Source organism: Streptomyces gilvosporeus (assembly GCF_002082195.1).
Taxonomy (GTDB): domain Bacteria; phylum Actinomycetota; class Actinomycetes; order Streptomycetales; family Streptomycetaceae; genus Streptomyces; species Streptomyces gilvosporeus.
Genome location: NZ_CP020569.1, coordinates 4,241,816 through 4,264,722 on the forward strand (window position 1 = coordinate 4,241,816; position 22,907 = coordinate 4,264,722).

The following is a 22,907-nucleotide window of genomic DNA, read 5'->3' on the forward strand; positions in this document are numbered from 1 at the left end:
GCGGTGCGCTTCGGCGTCCCGCCCCACCGGTGTGTCCGGGGCCGTTCCGGGGGCGGGCTTGACCTCAATCTTGGTTGAGGTTGCAGGGTGTCGCCATGACTTCAGAGACGTCAGGGACTTCAGAGACTTCGGACGAGAACCGGCGGAGCGCGCAGGGTGGCCTTGTGGCCGATGTGTTTCCCGAGGTCCGGCGGCCGGATGCCGGTGCCGTCCTGATCAGCGAGTGGGACGCGGGCGGCCCTGAGCGGCAGCGGGCCGTGGTGGACGGTGTGGCCGGCGTGTGGAAGGAGACGCCGCTGCCGGCGGGCTTCCTGTCGCGGGTGCTGTTCACCGGAGCGGACGGCCGGAGCGTGCTCAATTACGGTCAGTGGACCAGCCATGCGGCGCGCCGGGACTTCGTGCGGAACGCCGGGGAGACCGGGTTGCGGGAGCGGATCGCCGCGGCCCTGGAGGGCGTCGAGGGCGTCGGCACCACGGGCCCGGAGCACTTTCGGCTGTACCGGAGCCTGCTGGGTGGGGAGGCGCAGGGCACGCCCGGCTGCGTCGTACGGGTCGCATTCCGGACGTCGGGGCACGAGGCCGCCCGGCGGCTCGTCGACGGTCTGATGGACCTCTTCGACGGCCGCCAGGGCGGCGCGGGCGCCTTCGCCTCGCATTTCCATCTCCGTGAGGACGGCCGGAGAGTCGTCAACTACAGCGAGTGGACAGATCCGGACGCCCATCAGCGCACGGTCGAATCCAGCCTCCAGGGGAGCGGTGCGGTGATGCGCTTCATCGCGGGCCTGGAGGGTGTGGAACCGCTGGGGTTCAAGCGGTTCGTGGGGCCCAGGGGGCTCGTACGGGCGTGGGCGTAGGAGCCTGGGAGGGGTGGGGGCCGGTCGGCGTTGCGGGCGTCGTCAGCGGGTCGCGAAGGGCTGGTCGGTGGGGACGATCTCGCGGCCCAGGGGCAGGAGCGAGATCGGGATCATCTTGAAGTTGGCGATGCCGAACGGGATCCCGATGATCGTCACGCACAGGGCGATACCGGTGACGATGTGGCCCAGGGCCAGCCACCAGCCCGCGAAGACGAGCCAGATGATGTTGCCGACCACCGAGCCGGCGCCGGCGTCGCGCCGCTCGACGGTGGTGCGGCCGAAGGGCCACAGGGCGTAGCCGGCGATGCGGAAGGACGCAATGCCAAAGGGGATGGTGACGATCAAAATGCAGCAGATGATGCCTGCGACGACATAGCCGATCGCCAGCCAGAAGCCGCTCAGCACGAGCCAGATGAGGTTGAGGATGAGCTTCATGATCGGCAGCCTTCCACGGGCGCTTCGGAACAACGGTCTGGGCTGGTAGACGCGCTTTCCGCCGTGGACCGTTGCGGCGACGGCACCACAATCGGACCTCTTCTCAGACTACCGGGGCCGCACGGACCCGGCCTTTTCGTGTTCCGGGCCGTGTGCCAGGCCGTGTGCTAGGCGGACTCCACCACGGTTTCGAGCACCTCGACGGCCTTTTCCACCCCGTTCCGGGCGGCGATGCGGCGTCCGAACTGCTCGGCGACTTCGGCCAATTGGCGCGTGTTCACCGCACGGTCCAGTGCTGCGGCCAAACGGTCCGCGGTGAGGTCGTACTGCGGCAAAGGCGCCGGTGCCAGACCGAGGGCGTGCATACGCCGCGCCCAGAACGGCTGGTCGAAAGTGAAAGGGCACACGACTTGCGGACGGCCCGATCGCAGGGCCGAGGCGGTGGTTCCGGCGCCGCCGTGATGAACGATCGCGGCCATATGCGGGAAAAGCCGTTCGTGCGGCGCCTCGTCCACGAAGAACACCTCGTCGGCGGCCCCGTCCCGCTCCTCTTCGGAAGCCGTCACTTCACCCCATCCGGTGGCGATCACCGCACGGACCCCGGCCTGGCGGACCGCCGCAAGAACGGCCCTGCTCTTCGCGGCGGAACGGCTCCCGACCATACTGCCGAATCCGATGTACACCGGCCGGTCACCCGCGTCGAGAAACGCGCGCAGGTCCGCGGGCATGCGCCACTCGTCCCTGGTCGGCAGATGCCAAAAACCCGTGGTGTGTGTGGTGGGGGGATATCGGGGTGTGCCGGACAGCACACAGGGATCGAATGCCTGCAACACGGTGGCCGGCTTTCCGTCGGGCCGGGACAGAAAGCTGAGCTTGCTCCCACGGCCCGACAGCCCCAGCGATTCGCGTCGCAGACGCGCCAGTGCCGGGGCAAAGGCAAGGCGAAGTGTCCACTCGACAAATGCGTAGGAGGCTCGGCTCAGCGATGCCGGCAGCCGCCCGGACACCAGCGGATTGACCATGTCAGGAGTGGGCACCCAACCGGGCTGAAAGCACACCGGCACAGCAGGCACGCCCAGCCACTCGGCAACGTGATGCGCCGGCATCCAGGGTGCGAACGCCACCACATCGGGGCGAGGCTGCTCTTTGGCCTTGGCAATCAGGTCTTCCAGGACCTTCGCGCAGTGCGGCCGCATCCGCCCGAACCACCGGGCTTCCCGCACCACGCCCCTGAGCCCGCGACTGTCCTCATTGGCCCTCAGGGCAACCGGATCCGCGCGCAGCGCAAGAGGCCCGTCCACAATCGGGACGTAGGGCACCCCTGCCGAGCCGGCCAGTTCGGAGAAGGCGTAGGGCCCCATCAACGTCACGTCGTGACCGGCCGCCGTCAAACCGCCCGCCAGCGTCAGATACGGCTGGACATCACCGCGCGTGCCATGGGTCACCAGCAAGACCCTCATGAGGTGGCCAAGGCGCAACCGGCAGCGGCGGCGGCCACGCCGGGTCCGATGACAAGGGGCGAGGTGTGAATGGTCATGTCACCAGCAACGAGCCCGGACGGTCGCGGTGACGACGGGCGTCGGTCCCCCAAGGGATGGTTCCCCCGAGGGGTGCGGCGCCCGGTGGACAGCCGGTCAGCCGGTCAGGGGCGGTGACCTGCCATGTCTTCGAGGCGGGCGATGCGGTCGCGCATCGGGGGGTGGGTGGAGAAGAGCCGGGAGAGGCCCTCGCCCGCGCGGAAGGGGTTGGCGATCATCATGTGGCTGGCCGTTTCGAGCTGCGGTTCCGGCGGGAGCGGCAGCTGCTGGGTGCCCACCTCCAGCTTGCGCAGGGCCGAGGCGAGGGCCAGCGGGTCGCCGGTGAGCCGGGCGCCCGAGGCGTCGGCCTGGTACTCGCGGGAGCGGCTGACGGCCAGCTGGATGAGGGAGGCCGCCACCGGGCCGAGGATCATGATCAGCAGCATGCCGAGGAGGCCGGGGCCCTCGTCGTCCTCGGACCGTCCCACCGGGATCAGCCAGGCGAAGTTGACGAGGAACATCACCACGGAGGCGAGCGCGCCGGCCACCGAGGAGATGAGGATGTCGCGGTTGTAGACGTGGCTGAGCTCATGGCCGATGACGCCGCGCAGTTCTCGTTCGTCCAGGAGCTAGAGGATGCCGTCCGTACAGCAGACCGCGGCGTTGCGGGGGTTGCGCCCGGTGGCGAAGGCGTTGGGGGCCTGGGTCGGGGAGATGTACAGGCGGGGCATGGGCTGCCGGGCGGCCGTGGAGAGCTCGCGGACCATGCGGTAGAGCGCGGGGGCCTCGAACTCGCCTACGGGGCGGGCGCGCATGGCGCGCAGGGCGAGTTTGTCGCTGTTCCAGTAGGCGTAGGCGTTGGTGGCCAGGGCCACCAGGACGGCGACGATCAGGCCCGTACGGCCGAAGAGGCCGCCGATGACGATGATGAGGGCCGACAGGCCCCCGAGGAGTACGGCGGTCCTGAGCCCGTTGTGCCGGCGGTGCACGGTACGCCCTCCAAGCGGTGCGGCAGGGGAACCCTGTGCTGCGTTGCTCCACTCACCAGTGGACCCTTACGCACTGGTCAACGCGAGATGGGCGGAGGTGGTTCCCCGGCCGCATGGCGCCCGGTGGAGGGCGCGGGGGCCTACAGGAGCGACTCGGAGGCGAAGCGCAGGACGAGCTGCGGGGCGCCGGAGAGAACGATGCCGAGGACGGCGGCGAGGGCGATGGCGGTGGTCAGGGCGGCCGGGACGGCGGCGCGCGGCGCGGCCTCGGGTCCCTCCGGGGCCACGGCCCCTGCTGCCGGCTCGGCGCCCCGGAAGAGGACCGCCGTCCACTGGAGGTAGTAGTAGAGCGCGATCACGACGTTGACGGCCATGACCACGGCGAGCCAGGCCAGGCCCGCGTCGACGGCCGCGGAGAAGACCGTGACCTTGGCGAAGAGGCCGATGATGCCGGGCGGCAGGCCCGCCAGGCAGAGGAGGAAGAAGCCGAGGGCGAGGGCCGCCAGGGGGCGGCGGGCGTACAGGCCCTGGTAGTCGGCGATCCGGTTGGCGGGGCTGCTGCGGGCCACCAGGGCGGCGATGGCGAAGGCACCGAGGTTCACCGCGCCGTACATGAGGGCGTAGGCGACGGTGGAGCCGATGGCGCGCCCGGGGTTGTCGACGTAGCCGGCCGCCGCGATGGGGACCAGGAGGTAGCCGGCCTGGCCGACCGACGACCAGGCCAGCAGGCGGACGGCGCTGTGCGCGCGGTGCGGGTCCTGGCGCAGGGCGGCGACGTTGCCGACGGTCATGGTGAGCGCGGCCAGAACGGCCAGTGCCGGGCCCCACACGTCGGCGTACGAGGGGAAGCCCTCGACCGTGATGAGGATCAGGCCGGAGAAGCCGACCGCCTTGCCGATGACCGAGAGGTAGGCGGCGATGGGCAGCGGCGCGCCGACGTAGGTGTCGGGGACCCAGAAGTGGAAGGGGGCGGCCGCGGTCTTGAAGGCGAAGCCGACCAAGGAGAGCGCGACGCCGGCGCTGGCCAGGGTGGCCAGGCGGGGGTCGGGCAGGTGGTTGAGGGTGTGCGCCACCCGGGACAGATGCAGGCTCCCGGTGGCGGCGTACAGGAAGCTCACGCCGAGCAGCATGACGGCGGTGGCGGCCACCGAGGAGAGGAAGAACTTCAGGGCCGCCTCGGAGGAGAGCCGGTCGCCGCGCCGCAGTCCGACCAGGGCGAAGGCGGGCAGCGAGGCCACTTCGAGGGCGATGACCAGGGTGGCCAGGTCCCGGGAGGCGGGCAGCAGGGCGGCGCCGGCCGCGGAGGACAGCAGCAAGAACCAGTACTCGCCGGCGGGCAGGTCGTGGTCCTTGAGGATGTCGACGGACAGCAGGGCGGTCAGCAGCGCGCCGGCCAGCACCAGGAACTGGATGACCAGCGTGAACGGGTCGGCCACATAGCTGCACACCGTGGGGTGCCCGGTGAGGCAGAAGGTGCGCCTGCCGCCGTCCAGGAGGGGCAGCAGCGACAGCGCGGCCGCCGCCAGGCCGGCGATGGCCACCCAGCCGAGCAGCGGCTTCCTGGCGGCGGGCACGAAGAGATCGGCGACGAGCACCACCAGGGCGACGGCCGCGGCGATGGTGGGCGGCGCGATGGCGAGCCAGTCGACGGACTGGGCCATGGAGGCCAGCGGGTTCCCGGCGGCCAGAAGGATCGTCGGGCTCATCAGTTACCGCCTCCGAGGAGCTGCTGGACGGCCGGGTTGGTGAGGCCGAGGAGGGCCGCGGGCCACAGTCCGGCGAGGACGGTGAGGGCGGCGAGGGGGGACCAGGCCGCGTATTCGTGGCGCGCGAGGTCGGGGAGGGCGACGGCGGGGCCTTCGACGGCCAGGGGCTCCTCCCCCGGGGCCGCCTCGGCTGTCAGGTGGCCGCCCATGCAGACGCGGCGGACGACGAGCAGCAGGTAGCCGGCGGTCAGCAGGGTGCCGAGGCCGGCCAGGACCATGAACGTCAGGAAGGCGGGGCGGCTCAGGCCCGCGGCCGGGCGGAAGGCGCCGAACATGGCCAGCATCTCGCCCCAGAAGCCGGCCAGGCCCGGGATGCCGAGGGAGGCGACGGCGCCGAAGGCGAGCAGTCCGCCGAAGCGGGGGGCGCGGCCGTAGAGGGCGGCGCCGGTGGTGCCCGCCAGGGCGTCGAGGTCGGTGCTGCCGGTGCGGTCCTTGAGGGCGCCGACCATGAAGAACAGCAGGCCGGTGATCAGGCCGTGGGCGATGTTGGCGAACAGCGCGCCGTTGACGCCGGTGGGGGTCATGGTGGCGATGCCGAGCAGGACGAAGCCCATGTGGCCGACGGAGCTGTAGGCGATCAGCCGCTTGAGGTCGCCGGCGGCGCCCTTGCGGACGAGGGCGAGGCAGGCGAGGGATCCGTAAATGATGCCGATGGCGGCGAACGCGGCGAGGTACGGCGCGAAGGTGTGCATGCCCTCGGGCGTGATCGGCAGGGCGATGCGGACGAACCCGTAGGTGCCCATCTTCAGCAGGACGCCGGCGAGCAGGACGGATCCGACGGTGGGGGCCGCGGTGTGGGCGTCGGGCAGCCAGCTGTGCAGCGGCCACATCGGGGACTTGACGGCCAGTCCGATGCCGATCGCGAGCACGGCCAGAAGCTGGACGGTGTGGCTGAGCTGGGCTTTCGGGCCGTTGTCAGTGGCGAGTGCCACCATGTCGAACGTGCCGGATTTCACGCCGATGAGGAGGAGGCCGAGCAGCATGACGACCGAGCCGAGCAGCGTGTAGAGGATGAACTTCCAGGCCGCCGCCTGCTTTCCGGCACCGCCCCAGCGGGCGATGAGGAAGTACATCGGGATGAGGACCATCTCGAAGGCGAGGAAGAAGAGCATCAGGTCGAGGACGGCGAAGGTGGCCAGGGTGCCGGCCTCGAGGGTGAGCAGCAGGGCGACGAATGCCTTGGGTGACGGGCCCGTTGGCATGGCGAAGTAGCTGTAGAGGGCGCAGAGGAAGGTCAGCAGCGCGGTCAGCACGAGGAGGGGGAGCGAGATGCCGTCGACACCGAGGTGGAGGTGGATCCGGAGGGCCGGGATCCAGGTGAGGTCGGTGGTGGCCTGCATACGGGCCGGGTGGCCCCGGTCGAAGCCGGCGGCCAGCGCGAGGGCGGCGGCCAGGACGACGCCGGTGACGGTCACTCCGTGGCGCAGTACGGCCTGGTCGGGGTTGCGGCCCTTCAGGCCGGGCGGGGCGGGCAGCAGGGCGGCGACCGCGCCCAGGAGGGGGAGGCCGACGACCGCCGCGAGGAGGTACTGCAGTGCGGTGGGGTTCACGGGGTCAGGCCCTCCTCGGGGTGGTGCTCGGGGCGGCGCTCGGCCGGCGGTGTGGGGCGTCGGCCCCGCGGATGTGATGCGCCATCGGTCAGGCTCCCGTGCCCGTGGCGACGAGGACCGCGACGACGGCCAGGACGAGCGAGCCCGCGAGCAGGGCGCCGAGGTAGGTCTGCACATTGCCGGTCTGGGCGCGGCGGACGGCGGCGCCCAGCCAGCGCGGGGCGGTGCCCGCGCCGCGGACGTAGGTGTCGACGACCTCGCGGTCCAGGAAGCGCACGAGCTGGGCGGCGGCCCGTACGGGCCGGACGAACAGCGTGGAGTAGACGGCGTCCAGGTGGAAGCCGACGGCCGCGTGGCGGTGGAGCGGGCCGAGGAGGAGCCGGCCGGGGTCGGCCGGGTCCGGGGCGCCGGCGATACCGCCGTAGGCGGGGGTGTGGCTCTCGATGGCCAGTTCCTCGGCCAGGCCGGGGGCCGCGTCGGGCGCGACGGTGACCGCGCCGAGGGGGGCGCGGGCGGCGCGGGCGCTGGTGTGGCGCCAGGCCGCGTAGGTGACCAGGCCGCCGATGAGGGCGACGCCGGTGCCCACGACGGAGGTGGTGAGCGCGGGGTTCAGGGAGCGGCCGTCGAACCAGGCGGGCAGGTACGGGCCCGTCAGGCCGAGCGCGACGGTGGGGACGAAGAGGACCCACAGCATGGCGTTCATGACGAGCGGCTGACGCCCGTGGTCGGGGACCTCGGCGCCGCGGCCCTTGAAGGCGAGCAGCCACAGGCGGGTGGCGTAGGCCGCGGTGAGGAGGGCGGTGAGCAGTCCGGAGATCAGCACCGTCCAGCCGGCCGCGTCGGGAATGCCGTGCGCCTGCCCGTGGGCGGCGTGTTCGGCGGCGCCCAGGACGGCTTCCTTGGAGAAGAAGCCGGCGAACGGCGGGATCGCGGCGAGCGCCAGCAGCGCCACGGTCACGGTCCAGTAGGCGTCCGGGATCCGCCGGGCCAGCCCGCCCATCCTGGACATCGCGGCCAGCGAGTTCGTCCCGGCGGCGTGGATGATCACGCCCGCGCCGAGGAAGAGCAGGGCCTTGAACGCACCGTGCGTCAGGAGGTGGAAGACGGCGGCGCCGCGGTCGCCGACGGCCAGCGCGCCGAGCATGTAGCCGAGCTGGCCCACCGTCGAATAGGCCAGGACGCGTTTGATGTCGTCCTGGGCGAGCGCGGCCAGACCGGAGCCGACCATGGTGATCGCGGCCATGACGGCGAGCACGACCAGCGCGGCCGCGGAGGCGGCGAAGACGGGCAGCAGCCGGGCGACGAGATAGACACCGGCGGCCACCATCGTCGCGGCGTGGATCAGCGCCGAGACGGGCGTGGGGCCGGCCATGGCGTCCGGGAGCCAGGTGTGCAGCGGGAACTGCGCCGACTTGCCGGCGACGCCGCCCAGCAGCAGCAGCGCGATCAGCGTCGGGTGGTGCAGGCCGCCGCCGGTGACCTTGCCGAGGATGCCGGTGATCTGGAACGTCCCGGCGTCCGCGGCCAGCGCGAAGATGCCGAAGAGGAAGGGGACGTCGCCGAGCTTGGTGACGAGGAACGCCTTGAGGGAGGCGGCGCGGGCGGCCTCGGTCTCCCAGTAGTGGCCGACGAGGAAGTACGAGCAGATGCCCATGACTTCCCAGCCGACCAGCAGCACCATCAGGTCGCCGGTGTAGACGACGAGCAGCATCGCGGAGGTGAAGAGCGAGACCAGCGCGGCGTAGGAGGGGTAGCGCGGATCGTCGCGCAGATAGCCGGTGGAGTAGATCTGCACACAGGCCGCCACGACACCGACCAGGACGCCGATCAGCGCGGCGAAGCCGTCGATGTGCAGGGACAGGTCGATGGGGATCGAGCCGGTCGGCGTGAGCCGGGTGGCGACGTCGGTGGCCGGACCGCCGCCCTGTCCGACGGCGACACAGACCGCGAGGGCGGCCGTGGCGAGCGTCGGCAGGACGGCCAGCGGGCGGACGAAACCGGGCGCGCGCCGCCCCAGGAGGAAGCCCGCGACGGACCCGAGGAAGGGCAGAAGGGGGACGAGCACAGCGGTGGTCGTGAGCGTCACGCGGCGGCCTCCGCCTCGGTGTCCGGCTGCGGCTGCGCGCCATGGCCCGTGGCGTCGCCGCCGTCCGGCCGCTCCGCGAGATCGCGGAGCCGGTCGATGTCGGAGCTGCCGCGGTTGCGGTAGACGAGCAGCACGATCGCCAGGCCGATGCCGATCTCGGCGGCGGCGATGGCGATGGTGAAGAGGGTCAGCGCCTGGCCGGCGTGCAGCGCGTCGCGCAGCCAGACGTCGAAGGCGACGAGATTGAGGTTGACGGCGTTGAGCATCAGCTCGACGGACATCAGCACCAGGATCGCGTTGCGGCGCGCGAGCACGCCGTACAGACCGGCGCAGAAGAGGAGGACGGCGAGGACGGCCGGATAGGCGAGATGCATCAGTGCTGCTCCTCTCGCGGGGCGGTCCCCGTGCGGGCGGCGCCGCTGCGCAGGTCGGCGGCCGGGGCCCTGCCCTCGCCGCCCTTGCGGGACAGCACGATCGCCCCGACCAGCGCGGCGAGCAGCAGGACGGACAGCGCTTCGAAGGGCAGCACCCAGTACTGGAAGAGGGTGCGCCCGGAGGTCGCGGCGGAGCCCTGGACGGCGCCGTCGAGGTCGATCCAGGTGGCGCGGAAGGCGTCCACGACGACCCAGACCAGCGTGCCCGCGGAGGCGAGGGCCACCACGAGCGCGGCCCAGCGGTTGCCCGAATCGGCGTCCGGGGAACGGCCGATGGGCGCCTTGGTCAGCATCAGCCCGAAGAGAAGGAGGACGACCACGGAACCGACGTAGATCAACACCTGCACCCAGGCGATGAATTCGGCGGTCAGCAGGAGGTACTCCACGGCGATCCCGCCGAGGGCGACGACCAGCCACAGGGCGGCGTGCACCAGTTGGCGGGTGGTGACGGTGATCAGGGCCGCGCCGAGGGTCGCGATGCCGACCAGGAGGAAGGCGATCTCGACACCGGTGGGCGAAAGGAAGCCGTGCGCGGCTGCGGTGGCGGCGAGCGTCACGTTCCCTCCTCCTTGGTGTCCTGGGCCTCTGCCGCCTGGGCGGCGGCTTCGGCCTCGGCGGCCTGCTGGGCGGCGAGTTTGTCGGCGGCCTTGCGTGCGGCGGCGAGCTCCTTGGGTTCCTCGGCCGCCGGGTCGAGCGCGGGCGGCTCGGGCACCGTCCACATCCATTCGCGCAGCCGGTCGCGCTCGTGCGTCAGGTCGCGGATGTCCGTCTCGGCGTACTCGAATTCCGGTGACCAGAAGAGCGCGTCGAAGGGGCAGACCTCGATGCAGATACCGCAGTACATGCACAGCGCGAAGTCGATGGCGAAACGGTCGAGCACATTGCGGCTGCGCTCGCGGCCACCGGGTGCGGCGGGCGGCACCGTCTCCTTGTGGGAGTCGATGTAGATGCACCAGTCCGGGCACTCGCGGGCGCACAGCATGCACACCGTGCAGTTCTCCTCGAACAGCCCGATGACACCGCGGGTGCGCGGCGGGAGGTCGGGCTGGACGTCCGGGTACTGCGCGGTGACGGACTTCCGCGTCATCGTGCGCAGCGTGACGGCCAGGCCCTTGGCGAGGCCGCTGCCGGGCCAGCCTTTTTTCTTCTCGGGGGCCATCACGAGATCACCACCTTGACGACGCCGGTGAGGGCGATCTGGGCGAGGGCGAGCGGGATCAGAACCGTCCAGGCGAGCTTTTGCAACTGGTCCTCGCGCAGCCGCGGGTAGGTGACGCGCAGCCAGATGACGCCGAAGGCGAGGATCGCGGTCTTCAGCAGCGTCCACAGCCAGCCCAGGCCGTCGAGGCCGAACGGGCCGTGCCAGCCGCCCAGGAAGAGGACGGTGGTCAGCGCGCACAGGACGACGATGCCCGCGTACTCGGCGAGCAGGAAGAGCGCGAAACGCAGTCCGGTGTACTCGGTGTAGGCGCCGAAGATGATCTCCGAGTCGGCGACCGGCATATCGAACGGCGGCCGCTGGAGCTCGGCGAGCCCCGCGGTGAAGAAGACGGCGCCGCCGACGATCTGCCACGGCACCCACCACCAGTGGAAGGCATCCAGGATGCCGGGCAGCGAGAGCGTGCCGGCGGCCATCGCGACGGAGGCGGCGGCGAGCAGCATCGGCAGCTCGTACGCCAGCAGCTGGGCGGCCGTCCGCAGACCGCCGAGCAGCGAGAACTTGTTCGCCGACGCCCAGCCCGCCATCAGCGAGCCGAGCACACCGACGCCCATGACGGCGAGCACGAAGAAGATGCCCGCGTCGATGACCTGGCCCACGGCGCCGTGCGGGCCGACCGGAATGGCGATCAGGACCAGGAGGTACGGCAGCAGCGCGACGGCCGGCGCGAGCTGGAAGATCCGCCGGTCGGCGCCCGCCGGGACGACGTCCTCCTTCTGCGCGAACTTCACGCCGTCGGCCACCAGCTGTGCCCAGCCGTGGAACCCGCCCGCGTACATGGGGCCGAGGCGGCCCTGCATATGGGCCATGACCTTGTGCTCGGTCTGCCCGATGACCAGCGGGAACACCAGGAAAACGACGAAGACGGCGAGCAGGCGCAGCGCGATGTCGAGGAAGTCGCTCATGCGGGGTCGCCTCCTGCCGGGTCTTGGGGGTGGTCCTGTTGCGGCTGCGGTGCGGGCTTCGGCTGCTCCGGCTCCGGCTTCTCCGGCTCAAGCTTTTCCGGCTCCGGCTGCTCCGGCTCCGGCTGCCGCTCCGGCTCGTCGAACGCCGGGCGGGCGTGGTGCCAGGGCGCGTCGGAGGAGCGCGGGGGAGCGGCCTCGGCGGGCGACGCCTCGGCCGGACCCGTCTCCGGTGCCGGACCCGTCTCCGGTGCCTCCGCCGCCCGCTGCTGGCTCGCCGAGCCCTCGCTGACCGAGCGGGTGCGCCGGGCCGGCCGCTCCGGACGTTCGGCGCGCGCCGCGGCCGCCGGGGCCCCGGGGGCCTCCGCCGCCTGCTGGCTCGCCGAGCCCGCGCCCGCCGTACGGGTACGCCGGGCCGGCCGCTCCCCCGCGGCCGCGGCCGCGCCCGCCGCCCGTGCGCCCCGTGCCGGACGCGCCGGCGCAGGCGGCAGCTGGCCCTTGAGCGGACCCCATTCGTTCGGGTCCGGGACGCCCGGGGGCAGCATCTGCCGCCGCTTGGGCCCGCCGTGCTCGGATTCGCCCGGCTCCTTCGCGCCGGGCCACGCCTTGGCGACCCGCGCCGCCAGCACGAAGTCCTTGCGCAGCGGATGGCCTTCAAAGGTGTCCGGGAGCAGCAGCGGTACGAGATGGGGGTGGCCGGTGAAGTCGACGCCGAACATCTCGTGGGTCTCGCGCTCGTGCCAGCCCGCGCCCGCGTAGACGTCCACGGCGGTGGGCAGCGCGGCGGCGTCGTGCGGCACGGTCGTGCGGACGATCAGCCGTCGCACGCCGCCGGGGTGCGCGACATCCGCGAGGTGCGCGCAGATCCGGAAGCCGGTGCCGGGCTCGTCGACGGCGCTCAGCCAGTCGAAATAGGTGCAGCCGAGGCCGTCCCGGGCGGCCGTCAGGGCGGCGATCCAGCCGTCCGCCGGAACGTCGACCGTCAGCAGCTCGTACGCCTCCTCGGCCGTGGCCCCCGCCCCGAAGATCTCGCTTGCGGGCCGCGGCAGCCACCCGACGACGGGCTCGGGGGCAGGCTCGGCGGCGGACTCGGGTGCAGGCTCGGCGGCAGGCTCGGCGATCGGGGCCTGCTGCTCGGGCTGCTGCTCGCTCATCGGGGCTCCTCCCCCGCCGTCTTGGGGGCGGGCGGCGCGACCAGCCCGCTGCGCAGCGCCGCGGCCGAGGGCCGGGCGCCGCCGCCGTGCCCGTAGCGCTCCCCCAGCGACTCCCGCGCGATCTTCTCCTGAAGTTTGAGGATGCCCTGGAGCAGCGCTTCGGGCCGCGGCGGGCAGCCCGGTACGTAGACGTCCACCGGGATGATCTGGTCGACGCCCTTGGTGACGGAGTACGAGTCCCAGTAGGGGCCGCCGCAGTTGGAGCAGGCGCCGAAGGAGATGACGTACTTGGGCTCGGGCATCTGCTCGTAGAGCCGCTTGACCGCGGGCGCCATCTTGTCGGTGACCGTGCCGGAGACGACCATCAGGTCGGCCTGGCGCGGGCCGGGCGCGAACGGGATCACGCCGAGCCGGATGAAGTCGTGCCGGGCCATGGAGGCGGCGATGAACTCGATGGCGCAGCAGGCCAGCCCGAAGTTGAAGACCCACAGGCTGTAGCGGCGGCCCCAGTTGAGGACCACCTTCATCGGTTCGGGCGCGAGCCGGGCCAGCGTGCCGAGGCGACGGGGCTCGGGCAGGAACTGGGGGGCGGCGCCTTCGGACGCGGCGGCGGTGCCGGCGGATCCGGTGGCGGCGGGGGTCACGTCCATTCCAGGACGCCCTTCTTCCATGCGTAGAGCAGGCCGACGGCGAGGAAGCCGAGGAAGATGAACATCTCCACCAGCGTCACCGCGCCGAAGCCGGGGGCGGCGAAGACCGTCGCCCAGGGGAACAGGAAGATCGAGTCGACGGCGAAGATGACGTAGAGGAAGGCGTAGACGTAGTAGCGGACCTGGGTGTGTGCCCAGCCCTCGCCGACCGGGTCGACCCCGCACTCGTACGTCAGCAGCTTCTCGGGCGTCGGCACGACGGGCCGCAGCAGCCGCCCGGCCCCGAAGGCCACGGCCACGAACAGCACCCCGACCACGGCGATGAGCCCCACGACCGCATAGCCCTGGAAATACTCCGCGGCGATGGTGGTGCGTACGGTCGTGTCCGGCACGTCCGCCCCTCGCTCCCTGACTGCGCTTGTTCAACGACTTTCGACAATCTTTACGGTCCGGAGTCTAGGCCCTGCCCCGCCCCGCTGAGCAGCCGCGTCGTCGCGGACGGTGGGCTTGTCCCCACTTCGCCCCACCTGGGTGGCCGGCAGCGTAGACGGCGGGCCGGTTTGTCTCAGAAGGTGTCTCACTCCTCGGACGCGGGGCGGGCGGCGGCGCCTCCGGTCACGGACCCGGCGTCCGCCGCGGCGGGCGGCCGGAGATGCGTCATGAGCCGCTCCAGGGCCTCTGCGCCGCCCGTGCCCAGGGGGTAGTGGAAACCGGCCGCCGCGGCCGGCCCGAGCTGCCGGGGCGGGTCCGGCAGCGGCGAACGGCGGGCGCGAGCCATGCCCGTCTCGCGGACGGCGTCGCTCCCCAGGACGAACGCCACCGGCAGCGGCGGGGCCTCCAGCTGCGCGGGCACGCTCAGATCGCGGCGCGCGGCGCGCTGCTGGACGAGCAGGGATTCCAGTCCGTGCCGGACCACCAGGCGCTCGGCGAGCGCGGGCAGCTCACCCAGTGGGACGTCCGTCTCACCGGAGAAGCCGAAGGCCACGGTCATGTCCTCCTCCACGCCCTCGCTGGTCCGCCGCACCCGCAGCGTCGCCACGGCGGGCCGCTCCGGCTGCCCCACGGCCACCAGCCAGGTGGGCTCGGGCGCGCGGTCGCGGACCAGGGCCGTCAGCTCCTTGCGGGACCAGCGCGAGGCGGCCGGTTCCTCGGTGCCCCAGCCGGCGGGCGGGGCACCGGTGACGTGCTGCCAGATGTCCTCCAGCGCGCCGCCGAGCAGCAGATCGTCGGCGGCGGGGTGGTGGGTGCGCAGGGAGAGCAGCAGCTGGCCGCCCGGCGCGGGGCCGTCCGGCCCGGCGGCCGTTTCCCCGCGCCGGAGCGCCCCTGCCGCGAACGTCCCGCGGACGAACGCGTCCGCCAGGGCACCGTCCGCCGTGAACTGCCCGTCCTTCCACCGCACCACGGAGCCGGACAGGCCGTCGTAGTAGCCGCCCTCGCCGTCCTGGACGACCCAGCGGTTGGGGAGCCCGGCCAGCACCGTGCGCACCGGAAGGGTGAGCCGCGCGCCGGGCGGGGTGACGATCTGGAGCGCGCGCTCACCGGCCGTCGCGCGCACCGCGTCCGCCAGCCACGCCGTCATGGCGACCACCGGCCGGTCCAGGATGATCACGGCCGCCCGATCGGTGAGAACATCGACCGCGGGCTGTCCGGTGGGCTGCCGGTCCGTCGCGGCGACCTCGGGGACGGCCTCCCCGTACTCCTCGACGGCGGCCGTACGAGGCCACACCGCTCCGCCCAGCCGGCCGACCAGGCGGCTCGCGATGACCCCCGCGAGCCGGTCGGCGCCGTGCGCACCGGTGGCCGCCCGGATCTCCGTCCACCACAGCGGGCGCCCCTGCCCCACCGCCGCGTACTCGGGCCCCAGCAGCCGGGCGGCCTCGCCCGGTATGTGCACCAGAAGGGGCGCCTCGATGGAGGCCAGCGGCCTGCCCTCGGCGTCCGACAGCTGGAGCACCGCGCCGTCGGCCTCGGCGGACACCTGGGAGTCGGGGCCGCCCGCCGTCAGCCCGGCCGCCACCGCCCACACATCCGGCATCCGCTCGGTCAGAGCGATCACATCCGTCGTCACGCGCCGGCCCGTTCCTCTCGATTCTTCTCGTCCGCCCGGTTCTTCCCGGCCGCCCGCCCGGACTCCCCGGGGGCGCTGTCCGGCTCCGCCGCCATGGCCGTCTGGACGAGCCGGCCGCGCTCACCGCGGCGGACGAACACACCGCGTCCGGCGGGCTGGTCGGACGGATAGACGCCGGGGAACAGCTGGCCCTCACCCCGGTCACCGGCCATCACCAGCGCCGAGGTCCCGCTCTCCCGCAGCGTCATCAGGAGCGGCTCGTACAGCGCACGGGACGCACCGGCAGCCCGGTGGGCGAGGACGAAGTGCAGCCCGATGTCCGCGGCGGACGGCAGATAGGGCAGGAAGGGCTCCAGCGGCTGCGCTCCCGCCGAGGCGAGGACGTCGTAGTCGTCGACGAGGACGACGATGCGCGGGCCCGTGAAGGTCGCGCCGCCCGCCGCCAGCACCTCGGGCGGCACCGCATCGTCGGGCAGCCGCTTGTGCAGTTCCTGGGTGATGGCCGAGGACAGCCCGGTCGCCAGGCGCGCGTTGTGCGCATACCCGCCGCGGTACTCCTCGGGCACCAGGCTGTGCAGTCCGCGCCGCGGATCCATCACGGCGAAGACCAGGTCGTCGTCGCCGTAGCGCTCGATCAGCCCGTGCGTCACCAGCCGCAGCACATTGGTCTTGCCGCATTCGCCGTCGCCGAAGACCAGCAGATGCTGGTCCCGGCCGAACAGGTCGAGGGCGACCGGCCGCAGCGCCGCCTGGTCGAGGCCGAGCGGGACCCGCCGAGGTTCCTCGGCCGGCAGCGGCAGCCGGGCCGCGGGCAGCCGCGCCGGCAGCACGCGTACGGGCGCGGCCTCCTCGCCGCTCCAGGCCGCGCGCACGGTCCGTACCGCCGCTTCGGCCGCCTCGCCGAGGTCGTCGACCGTGCCGAGGGCATCGATACGGGGCAGCGCGACCTGTGCGAACAGCCTGGCGTCGGTGAGGGCCCGGCCGCGCTCCTCCGGCGCGAGGGTCTCGGCCAGCTTTCGGCTGATCATGGACTCGCCGGGGTCGTTCAGCCGCAGTTCGATCTTGCTGCCGAATGCGGACTGCGCCGCGATCCGTACGTCGTTCCAGCGCAGCATCCCGGCCACCACATGGATGCCGTATCCGCTGCCGCGCCTGAGCAGATCGCCGATGGCCTCGTCCAGTTCCTCGAACTCCTCGCGCAACTCGCCGAAACCGTCCACGACCAGCACGATGTCGGTGGACGCGAGGCCGGGCAGGCCGTCCAGTGCGCCCCGGGCGCGCATCCGCCGCAGCTGCTCGACGGAGTCGATGCCGTGCACACGGAAGAGCTCTTCGCGGGCGGTGAGCATCGCCCGCACCTCTTCGACCGTACGGGCGGCCCGCTCCCGGTCCATCCGGCCGGCGATCCCGCCGACATGCGGCAGCCCGGCCATACCCGGCAGCCCGCCGCCCGCCAGGTCGAGCCCGTAGATGCCGACGTCCTGCGGGGTGTGGGTGAGCGCGAGGGACAGCATGAGGGTGCGCAGCAGCGTCGTCTTGCCGCTCTGCGGGCCGCCGATGACCGCGAGGTGCCCGCCCGCGGCCGTCAGATCCACCGTCCAGGGCCCCTGCCACTGCCGGGCCGGATCGTCGAGCAGTCCGAGCGGCACCCGCATCGGCTCGTGCGGACGGCGCGCCAGCTGCATCCCGCGGGTGCCGTCCATGTCCAGCGGGCCGGCGGCGGCGTCCAGGGGAACGGCGGGCGGCAGCGGCGGCAGCCAGATCTGCGGTACCGGCGGCGCCGCGTCCGCGAGTTGGCCGACCATCACCGACAGCAGGCTGGGCCCGGTGGTCCGCCGCGCGGGCACCGGCGCGGCGCCGTCGGCCGGGTGTCCGGACTCCGGGGCGGCGAGCGTGTTGTACGCGGGATACGGCAGCACCGCCGGGCCCGCGTCGGCGTCGTCCTGCGCCACCGGGCCGCGGCAGGGCCCGGAGACATAGCCCGCCTTGAAGCGTTCGTAGTGGCTGGTGTCGACCTTCAGATAGCCGAAGCCGGGGATGGGCGGCAGATGGAAGGCATCGGGGGTGTCCAGCACGGTGCGCGACTCGTCCGGCGAGAACGTCCGCAGCCCCAGCCGGTAGGAGAGATAGGTGTCCAGCCCTTGCAGCTTGCCGCCCTCGATGCGCTGGCTGGACAGCAGCAGATGCACCCCGATCGACCGGCCGATCCGGCCGATGGAGAGGAACAGGTCGATGAAGTCGGGCTTTGCGGTGAGCAGTTCGCCGAATTCGTCGATCACGACGAACAGATGCGGCAGCGGCGGCAGTTCGGGCCGCTGCGCACGGGCGGCGCGGTAGGTGGAGATATCGGGCAGATCGCCCGCGTCCTTGAGGACCTGCTGACGGCGCCGGACCTCCCCGGCGAGGCTGGTGTGGACGCGTTCGACGAGCCCGGCGCGGTTCTCCAGGTTCGTGATCACCCCCGCGACATGCGGCAGCGCGGCGAACGGCGCGAAGGTGGCACCGCCCTTGTAGTCGACCAGCACCATCGACAGGTCCTCGGGCGGATGCCCGGCCACCAGGGCCAGCACCAGCGTGCGCAGCAGCTCGCTCTTCCCGGATCCGGTGGCCCCGACGCACAACCCGTGCGGCCCCATGCCCAGTTCGGCGGACTCCTTCAGATCGAGCAGCACCGGCTCGCGGTCGTCGTTCAGCCCGATCGGCACCCGCAGGAACGCCTGCTCCCCGCGCGGCTCCCAGAGCCTTTGCACATCGAGCGCGCGCGGATCCGCCGCGCCCAGCAGTTCGGTGAAGTCCACCGGGCCGGACAGCGGGGTGCCCGCGGCGGCCGACTCCGCGGAGAGCCGCAACGGGGCGAGCATCCGGGCCAGACCGTGTGCCCCGGCGGCGGTCACCTCGTCCAGGGTGCCGTGTACGGGGGGCGTTCCGTATACGGGCGGTGTTCCGGGTACGGGCGGTGCTCCGGGTACGGGGCCGGACGGGCCGCGCGGGGATTCCGCCGCCGCCCCGGCCGAGGGCTGCCGCGGGACCGCTCCCTGCCGCAGGTCCGTCACCGCGACGCCCCCCGGCTTCCCGCCCGTCACCGTCACCCGCAGCGACACCTCCCCCGGCTCCTCGACCTGCTCGGCCACCAGATGCAGCACGGTGACACCCATGTCCGGGAGCGCCACCGCCTCATCGGGGCGCGGCAGATCGCGCGCCGCCCGTCCGTACCCGTCGCTGATGACCAGCAGCCGCTTGGTCAGCCCGAGGGCGTCCTTGCCCGCCAGCCCGCGGCGCACCTCCGCCGCGTACGTCGCCCGCTCCCGCAGCTCGGCGGCGAGAGAGGCGCCCAGCTCGCCGATGTCGGACGCGATGCGCCGGGCGCTGACCGGACCGTCCCACTCCTGCGGATCCAGCACATGCGGCAGCCACTTCGCCCACTCCCAGTCGGCCAGCCGCTCCTCCGGGCAGGCGACGGCGATGGCCACGTCATCGGGCGCATGCGACACCGCCGCCTGTATGACGAGCGTCCGCACGGCCCGCAGCACCGCGTCCCGTTCGCCGACGACGGTGACGTTGCCCGCCCGGTCGAGCGGAACCGTCAGCGGCATCTCCGACGCCGTACCGAACCGCTCCTGCAACCCGGCCGCCTCATTGAGCATGAACGGATCCGGCGGCGTGAGCACGCTGCTGCCTTGCCGCTCCACGGTGAGCACGCGGACGGGCACCGAGCCCGTCCCGACGCGCACCTCCAGGAAGTCCGCATCCGTACGCCGTCGTTCCCACAGTCGCGCCGGGTCGCGCACCAGGTCGTAGAGGGCCTCCGGCGGCGGGGCGAGCACCCGGGCCGCCGCCCGCCGGGCACGGTCCTCGGCGCCCAGTTCCTCGCGCAGCCCCTCCAGATACTCCAGATACCGCTCACGCTGGGTACGGCGCTGGCGCTGCGCCCGCCCGCGCTGCGAGAAGAGCAGCAACACCCCGCCGAGCACCGCCACCACCAGCACGATCGCGCCGAGCGCGGCGAACTGGCTGTTGCGGACGATGGTCATCATCACGACCGAACTGCACACACCGGCCATCGGCAGCAGCGACGTCGCCACCGAACCGGCTTTGCCCTCGGGGAGGTTGGGCGGCGGCTCGATCCTGCGCTCGCCCGGCCCCGGCAGCGGCCGGGTGGTACGGGCCGGGCGGTGCACCATACGCGTACTCACCGGGGCGGACCGCCACCGTTCGTCGACGGGGCGCCGTGGCCCGGCGTCGGGCGGCGCTGTCCGCGGGAGACGGCGCGGTTCATCGCCTCGGCCGCGATCCGCGCGGCCGCCCGGAGCGTCCGCTCGCCGAGCAGTTCCGTACGGATCGCCCCGCCCGCCGCGAGATGGCGGTCGTACGGAAGCGGCAGCACCGCCGCGCCGCCGGCGCCCAGCAGATCGGCGGCCTTCCGCGTATCGAGCCCGGTATCGGGTGCGATCTGGTTGAGCACCACCACCGTCGTGGGCAGCATCCCGGGGTGCACCCCGCCGACCCAGTCCAGGACGGAGCGGGTGGCGGCCACTCCCTCCGGGGTCGCCGGGGAGACCATGATCCGCGCCTGCGTCGTCACCAGGGCGGTGCGCGCCACCTCGGCGGGCAGGGTCTCGCAGTCGACGACGGTGGTCGCGAAGTACCGCCGCAGCGACGTCATCACGACCCGGTAGGTGTCGATCTCCAGCCGGGTGCCGATGGAGCCCTGACTGCCCGGCAGCAGCCAGCCGCCGCCCGGGAACGGAATCAGATACCCCGTCAGGTCCGTGATGAGCATCGAGGGATCGACGATCCCGGCCAGGTCCGTACCCGACCAGCGCACCTCCCGCGCACCCAGCCGGTGCGGCAGCGTGCCGAGCGCCGGATCGGCTTCGAGGGCCAGCACCGGATCGGCCCGGTAGTGCGCATAGGTGAGGGCCATCAGCGCCGCCACCGTGGACTTGCCCGCGCCGCCCCGGATGCTCGTCACGGAGAGCTGCCGGCCTGTGGTCACCGGCTGCTGGATGGCGTACGCGGTCCGGGTGACGTCCGCGGTCTCGGCCACGGGCGACGAGGCAATCGCGCGCCGCACGGCCCGCCCCGCCCGCTGCGCCATGGAATCCCCGTGCCGCGGTTTGGCACGCAGGGCGTCCAGCTCGGGCGGTACTACGGGAACGGACACGGGGGAGGGGGTGGAACGGCGGGCGGGGGTGGCGCTTTGCGCGGGGGCGGGGGCGGGGGCGGGGGCGTGCGACGGGGTGATGGTGTGCGCCGGGGCGGAAGCATGCGCCGGGGTGGGCGCCGTTTCCCCTGTGGCTTCCGGTGCGGGGCGTGCGGCCGGAACGGGGGCGGGCGTGGGGTTGGGGGCGGGCATCGGGGTGGGGGCGGGCATCGGCCCGGGGGCGGCGTGGTGCGCGACCGGAGCGCCGTACTGCGGCGCGGCGGCGGGCGGCGCCTGCGGCGGAACGGAGGGCGCCGACGGGTACGGCGCACCACCGCCCGGCTCGGACCCGGTGGTCTGCGTCGGCATCGGCGTCGACGTCTGCGTCTGCGTCTGCGTCTGCGTCGACGGCATGGGTCGGCCGGGAGCTGCGGCACCGGGCGTGCCCACGACCGGCTCCGTCCTGGAGGAGGACGTCGGGCTGTCCCACACACTGGTGCCCGCGGCAGCGGGCGCGGCTTCCCCAGCCTCCGCCGTCGCCTGCCCCGCCTCCACAGTCGCTTCCGAGGTCACTTCCGCAGTCGCCACTTCCGCAGTCGCCAACGCAGCCTTCATCTCCGCGACCGACAGGTTGAGCGTGGCCGGACCACCCTCGCCCGCCTCTCCCGCGTCCGTCCCCGCTCCCCCACCGAGCTCACGCAACAGATCGCGCTGCCAGTCGCCCTGCACCGGCCCGCCCCCTTCGCCGGCTCCCCGTACTCCGCCTCCGTCTGCTGCCATTGCTGCCATGCTCCCTCGCCGCCTTCCGGCTCAGAACGTGTGCAGCAGCCGGCTGTAGACCCCGAACGCCCCGAGGGCGACCGGGATCAGCGCCACCACACTGACCGACTCGACGAGATTCACCAGCCGACGCAGCCGGACCTGCACATGCTCCGGCACCCGCACCGCGAGCACCCCGAGCGGCAGCACCGCCAGCACACACAGCGCGGCCAGCGCAGCCGAAGGATCGTCCGCCCCGGCCGCCCAACGCATCACCAAACACACCCCCACGGCCGTCCCGGCCGCCAGCAGGGCGACGACCTCGACCGCCAGCGGGTAGGCACGGGCCCGCGACAGCATCACCACGCACAACAGGGCCCCCGCAGCGACCGACCAGCCGTCCCCCGGGCCGAGCGCGAGCACCCCCGCCGCACCCGCAGAAAGCGCCATGGCCACGGTGGCCAGCGCAAGCCCACGATGCGTCGCCCCGAGAGCGGTCGCCACCTGATGCCGGCTCACCGGCGTACCACCGGACCGCTGATCATCCAGCCGCGTCAGCCCGGCCGCCATCAGCGCCAGCCGCGGCAGATACCCCAGCACGACCACCGACACCACACCCAGCGCAACTCCCGTACGCGCCACACTGGTCACCGCCAGCCCGGCCTCCCAGGCGCCCACCGCCACCGCGACCGTCGCCGCGCCGACGAGCCCACCGCGCCCCAGCTCCGTACACACCCCGAGCAGCGCAAGCACCGCGGCGACGGACAGCCCGACACCCGCCAGCCGCACCACACCCGTCGACGCCGCCTCCCACGCGGCGAGCGCGCCGAGCGCGCCCCCCACCAGCACCAACGCGGTCCCCATCGCCCGCCGCCCGAGCCACCCACTCACGGCTCCGACAGCTACGGCGATCACGCCCACCACACCCAGCCAGACCGCGGCACGACCGGCCCCGTACCAACTGGCCGCCGCCATCCCGGCCACCAGCGCCAACACCACACTCGCCGCCCCGGCAGTCCAGCTCCGGCTCCGCGCGCCCCATCTCCAGCTACGCACATCAAGATCTTCGGCAACAACATCCGTAGCGTCATGCACCACCGGAGCCGCCGGCGTCTCGTGCTCCCGCACAAGCCGCAACACCGCGCCATCCGGCACATTCGCCGACCCCAGCGAGTCATCCTGCGACAGCACGGCCCCCTCGGCCGTCACCAACCGCCGCAACAACGGCTCCTTGCCCGGCCGATCGCCCAACAGCCGCAAAATATCCGGCAACAACACGCCGATGGGCTCCTGAGCAGGCAGCACCAGATCAACCCGCCGCCGCTCACCGACCAGCGTCACCCGACTGAGAACGGTCCGCGGCGCACCCCCCGCCACCATC

General features: G+C 72.9%; 17 protein-coding genes and 1 pseudogene. 1 reads left to right on the top strand and 17 read right to left on the bottom strand.

Going from position 1 to position 22,907, the window contains the following annotated elements:
* The first annotated feature begins 164 nt into the window (after nucleotides 1-164).
* Complete coding sequence (locus B1H19_RS18730) at nucleotides 165-854, top strand: hypothetical protein (RefSeq protein WP_083105802.1); 690 nt, start codon at nucleotides 165-167, stop codon at nucleotides 852-854.
* A 42-nt stretch (nucleotides 855-896) separates the two neighbouring features.
* Here B1H19_RS18730 and B1H19_RS18735 read toward each other — a convergent pair whose 3' ends face one another.
* The 17 genes and pseudogenes from B1H19_RS18735 to eccD form a co-directional block, all read right to left on the bottom strand.
* A complete protein-coding gene (locus B1H19_RS18735; protein ID WP_083105803.1) occupies nucleotides 897-1,289 on the bottom strand; it encodes a YccF domain-containing protein in 393 nt (130 codons plus the stop codon).
* Nucleotides 1,290-1,456: 167 nt separating this feature from the next.
* Nucleotides 1,457-2,734 (bottom strand): glycosyltransferase, encoded by a 1,278-nt coding sequence (locus tag B1H19_RS18740; protein WP_159028071.1) that lies wholly within the window; start codon nucleotides 2,732-2,734, stop codon nucleotides 1,457-1,459.
* A 197-nt stretch (nucleotides 2,735-2,931) separates the two neighbouring features.
* Nucleotides 2,932-3,795 (bottom strand): annotated as a pseudogene (htpX, locus tag B1H19_RS18745) (zinc metalloprotease HtpX).
* Between the two features lie 140 nt (nucleotides 3,796-3,935).
* Nucleotides 3,936-5,501 carry an NADH-quinone oxidoreductase subunit N gene (locus B1H19_RS18750; protein ID WP_083105805.1) on the bottom strand — a complete coding sequence of 522 codons (1,566 nt, stop codon included), beginning with the start codon at nucleotides 5,499-5,501 and terminating at the stop codon, nucleotides 3,936-3,938.
* The gene (locus B1H19_RS18755; protein WP_083109734.1) at nucleotides 5,501-7,096 is read right to left on the bottom strand and encodes a complex I subunit 4 family protein; all 1,596 of its coding nucleotides are present in this window, start codon (nucleotides 7,094-7,096) and stop codon (nucleotides 5,501-5,503) included. The genes B1H19_RS18750 and B1H19_RS18755 overlap by 1 nt, the downstream gene beginning before the upstream one ends.
* Before the next feature lie 103 nt (nucleotides 7,097-7,199).
* On the bottom strand, nucleotides 7,200-9,197 hold the full coding sequence (locus B1H19_RS18760) for an NADH-quinone oxidoreductase subunit 5 family protein (RefSeq protein WP_083105806.1): 1,998 nt from the start codon (nucleotides 9,195-9,197) through the stop codon (nucleotides 7,200-7,202).
* Complete coding sequence (gene nuoK, locus B1H19_RS18765) at nucleotides 9,194-9,571, bottom strand: NADH-quinone oxidoreductase subunit NuoK (RefSeq protein WP_083105807.1); 378 nt, start codon at nucleotides 9,569-9,571, stop codon at nucleotides 9,194-9,196. The genes B1H19_RS18760 and nuoK overlap by 4 nt, the downstream gene beginning before the upstream one ends.
* On the bottom strand, nucleotides 9,571-10,188 hold the full coding sequence (locus B1H19_RS18770; RefSeq protein WP_083105808.1) for an NADH-quinone oxidoreductase subunit J family protein: 618 nt from the start codon (nucleotides 10,186-10,188) through the stop codon (nucleotides 9,571-9,573). The genes nuoK and B1H19_RS18770 overlap by 1 nt, the downstream gene beginning before the upstream one ends.
* Nucleotides 10,185-10,790, bottom strand: a complete 606-nt coding sequence (locus B1H19_RS18775) for a NuoI/complex I 23 kDa subunit family protein (RefSeq protein WP_083105809.1) — start codon at nucleotides 10,788-10,790, stop codon at nucleotides 10,185-10,187. Before B1H19_RS18775 ends, B1H19_RS18770 begins: the two co-directional genes overlap by 4 nt.
* Nucleotides 10,790-11,755, bottom strand: a complete 966-nt coding sequence (locus tag B1H19_RS18780) for a complex I subunit 1/NuoH family protein (RefSeq protein ID WP_083105810.1) — start codon at nucleotides 11,753-11,755, stop codon at nucleotides 10,790-10,792. The genes B1H19_RS18775 and B1H19_RS18780 overlap by 1 nt, the downstream gene beginning before the upstream one ends.
* Complete coding sequence (locus tag B1H19_RS18785) at nucleotides 11,752-12,906, bottom strand: NADH-quinone oxidoreductase subunit C (RefSeq protein WP_083105811.1); 1,155 nt, start codon at nucleotides 12,904-12,906, stop codon at nucleotides 11,752-11,754. The genes B1H19_RS18780 and B1H19_RS18785 overlap by 4 nt, the downstream gene beginning before the upstream one ends.
* Complete coding sequence (locus tag B1H19_RS18790) at nucleotides 12,903-13,556, bottom strand: NADH-quinone oxidoreductase subunit B (RefSeq protein WP_083105812.1); 654 nt, start codon at nucleotides 13,554-13,556, stop codon at nucleotides 12,903-12,905. The genes B1H19_RS18785 and B1H19_RS18790 overlap by 4 nt, the downstream gene beginning before the upstream one ends.
* The gene (locus tag B1H19_RS18795; protein ID WP_030062933.1) at nucleotides 13,547-13,948 is read right to left on the bottom strand and encodes an NADH-quinone oxidoreductase subunit A; all 402 of its coding nucleotides are present in this window, start codon (nucleotides 13,946-13,948) and stop codon (nucleotides 13,547-13,549) included. The genes B1H19_RS18790 and B1H19_RS18795 overlap by 10 nt, the downstream gene beginning before the upstream one ends.
* Before the next feature lie 185 nt (nucleotides 13,949-14,133).
* Nucleotides 14,134-15,624: a DUF6177 family protein gene (locus B1H19_RS18800; protein ID WP_083105813.1), complete on the bottom strand. Its 1,491-nt coding sequence runs from the start codon at nucleotides 15,622-15,624 to the stop codon at nucleotides 14,134-14,136.
* Nucleotides 15,621-19,817 carry a type VII secretion protein EccCa gene (gene eccCa, locus B1H19_RS18805; protein WP_237289385.1) on the bottom strand — a complete coding sequence of 1,399 codons (4,197 nt, stop codon included), beginning with the start codon at nucleotides 19,815-19,817 and terminating at the stop codon, nucleotides 15,621-15,623. Before eccCa ends, B1H19_RS18800 begins: the two co-directional genes overlap by 4 nt.
* Nucleotides 19,814-21,547, bottom strand: coding sequence for a CpaE/TadZ family protein (locus tag B1H19_RS39860; RefSeq protein ID WP_237289386.1), 1,734 nt, complete (start codon nucleotides 21,545-21,547; stop codon nucleotides 19,814-19,816). Before B1H19_RS39860 ends, eccCa begins: the two co-directional genes overlap by 4 nt.
* 30 nt (nucleotides 21,548-21,577) lie before the next feature.
* Nucleotides 21,578-22,906: a type VII secretion integral membrane protein EccD gene (gene eccD / locus B1H19_RS18815; protein WP_083105815.1), complete on the bottom strand. Its 1,329-nt coding sequence runs from the start codon at nucleotides 22,904-22,906 to the stop codon at nucleotides 21,578-21,580.
* Nucleotide 22,907 lies beyond the last annotated feature (1 nt).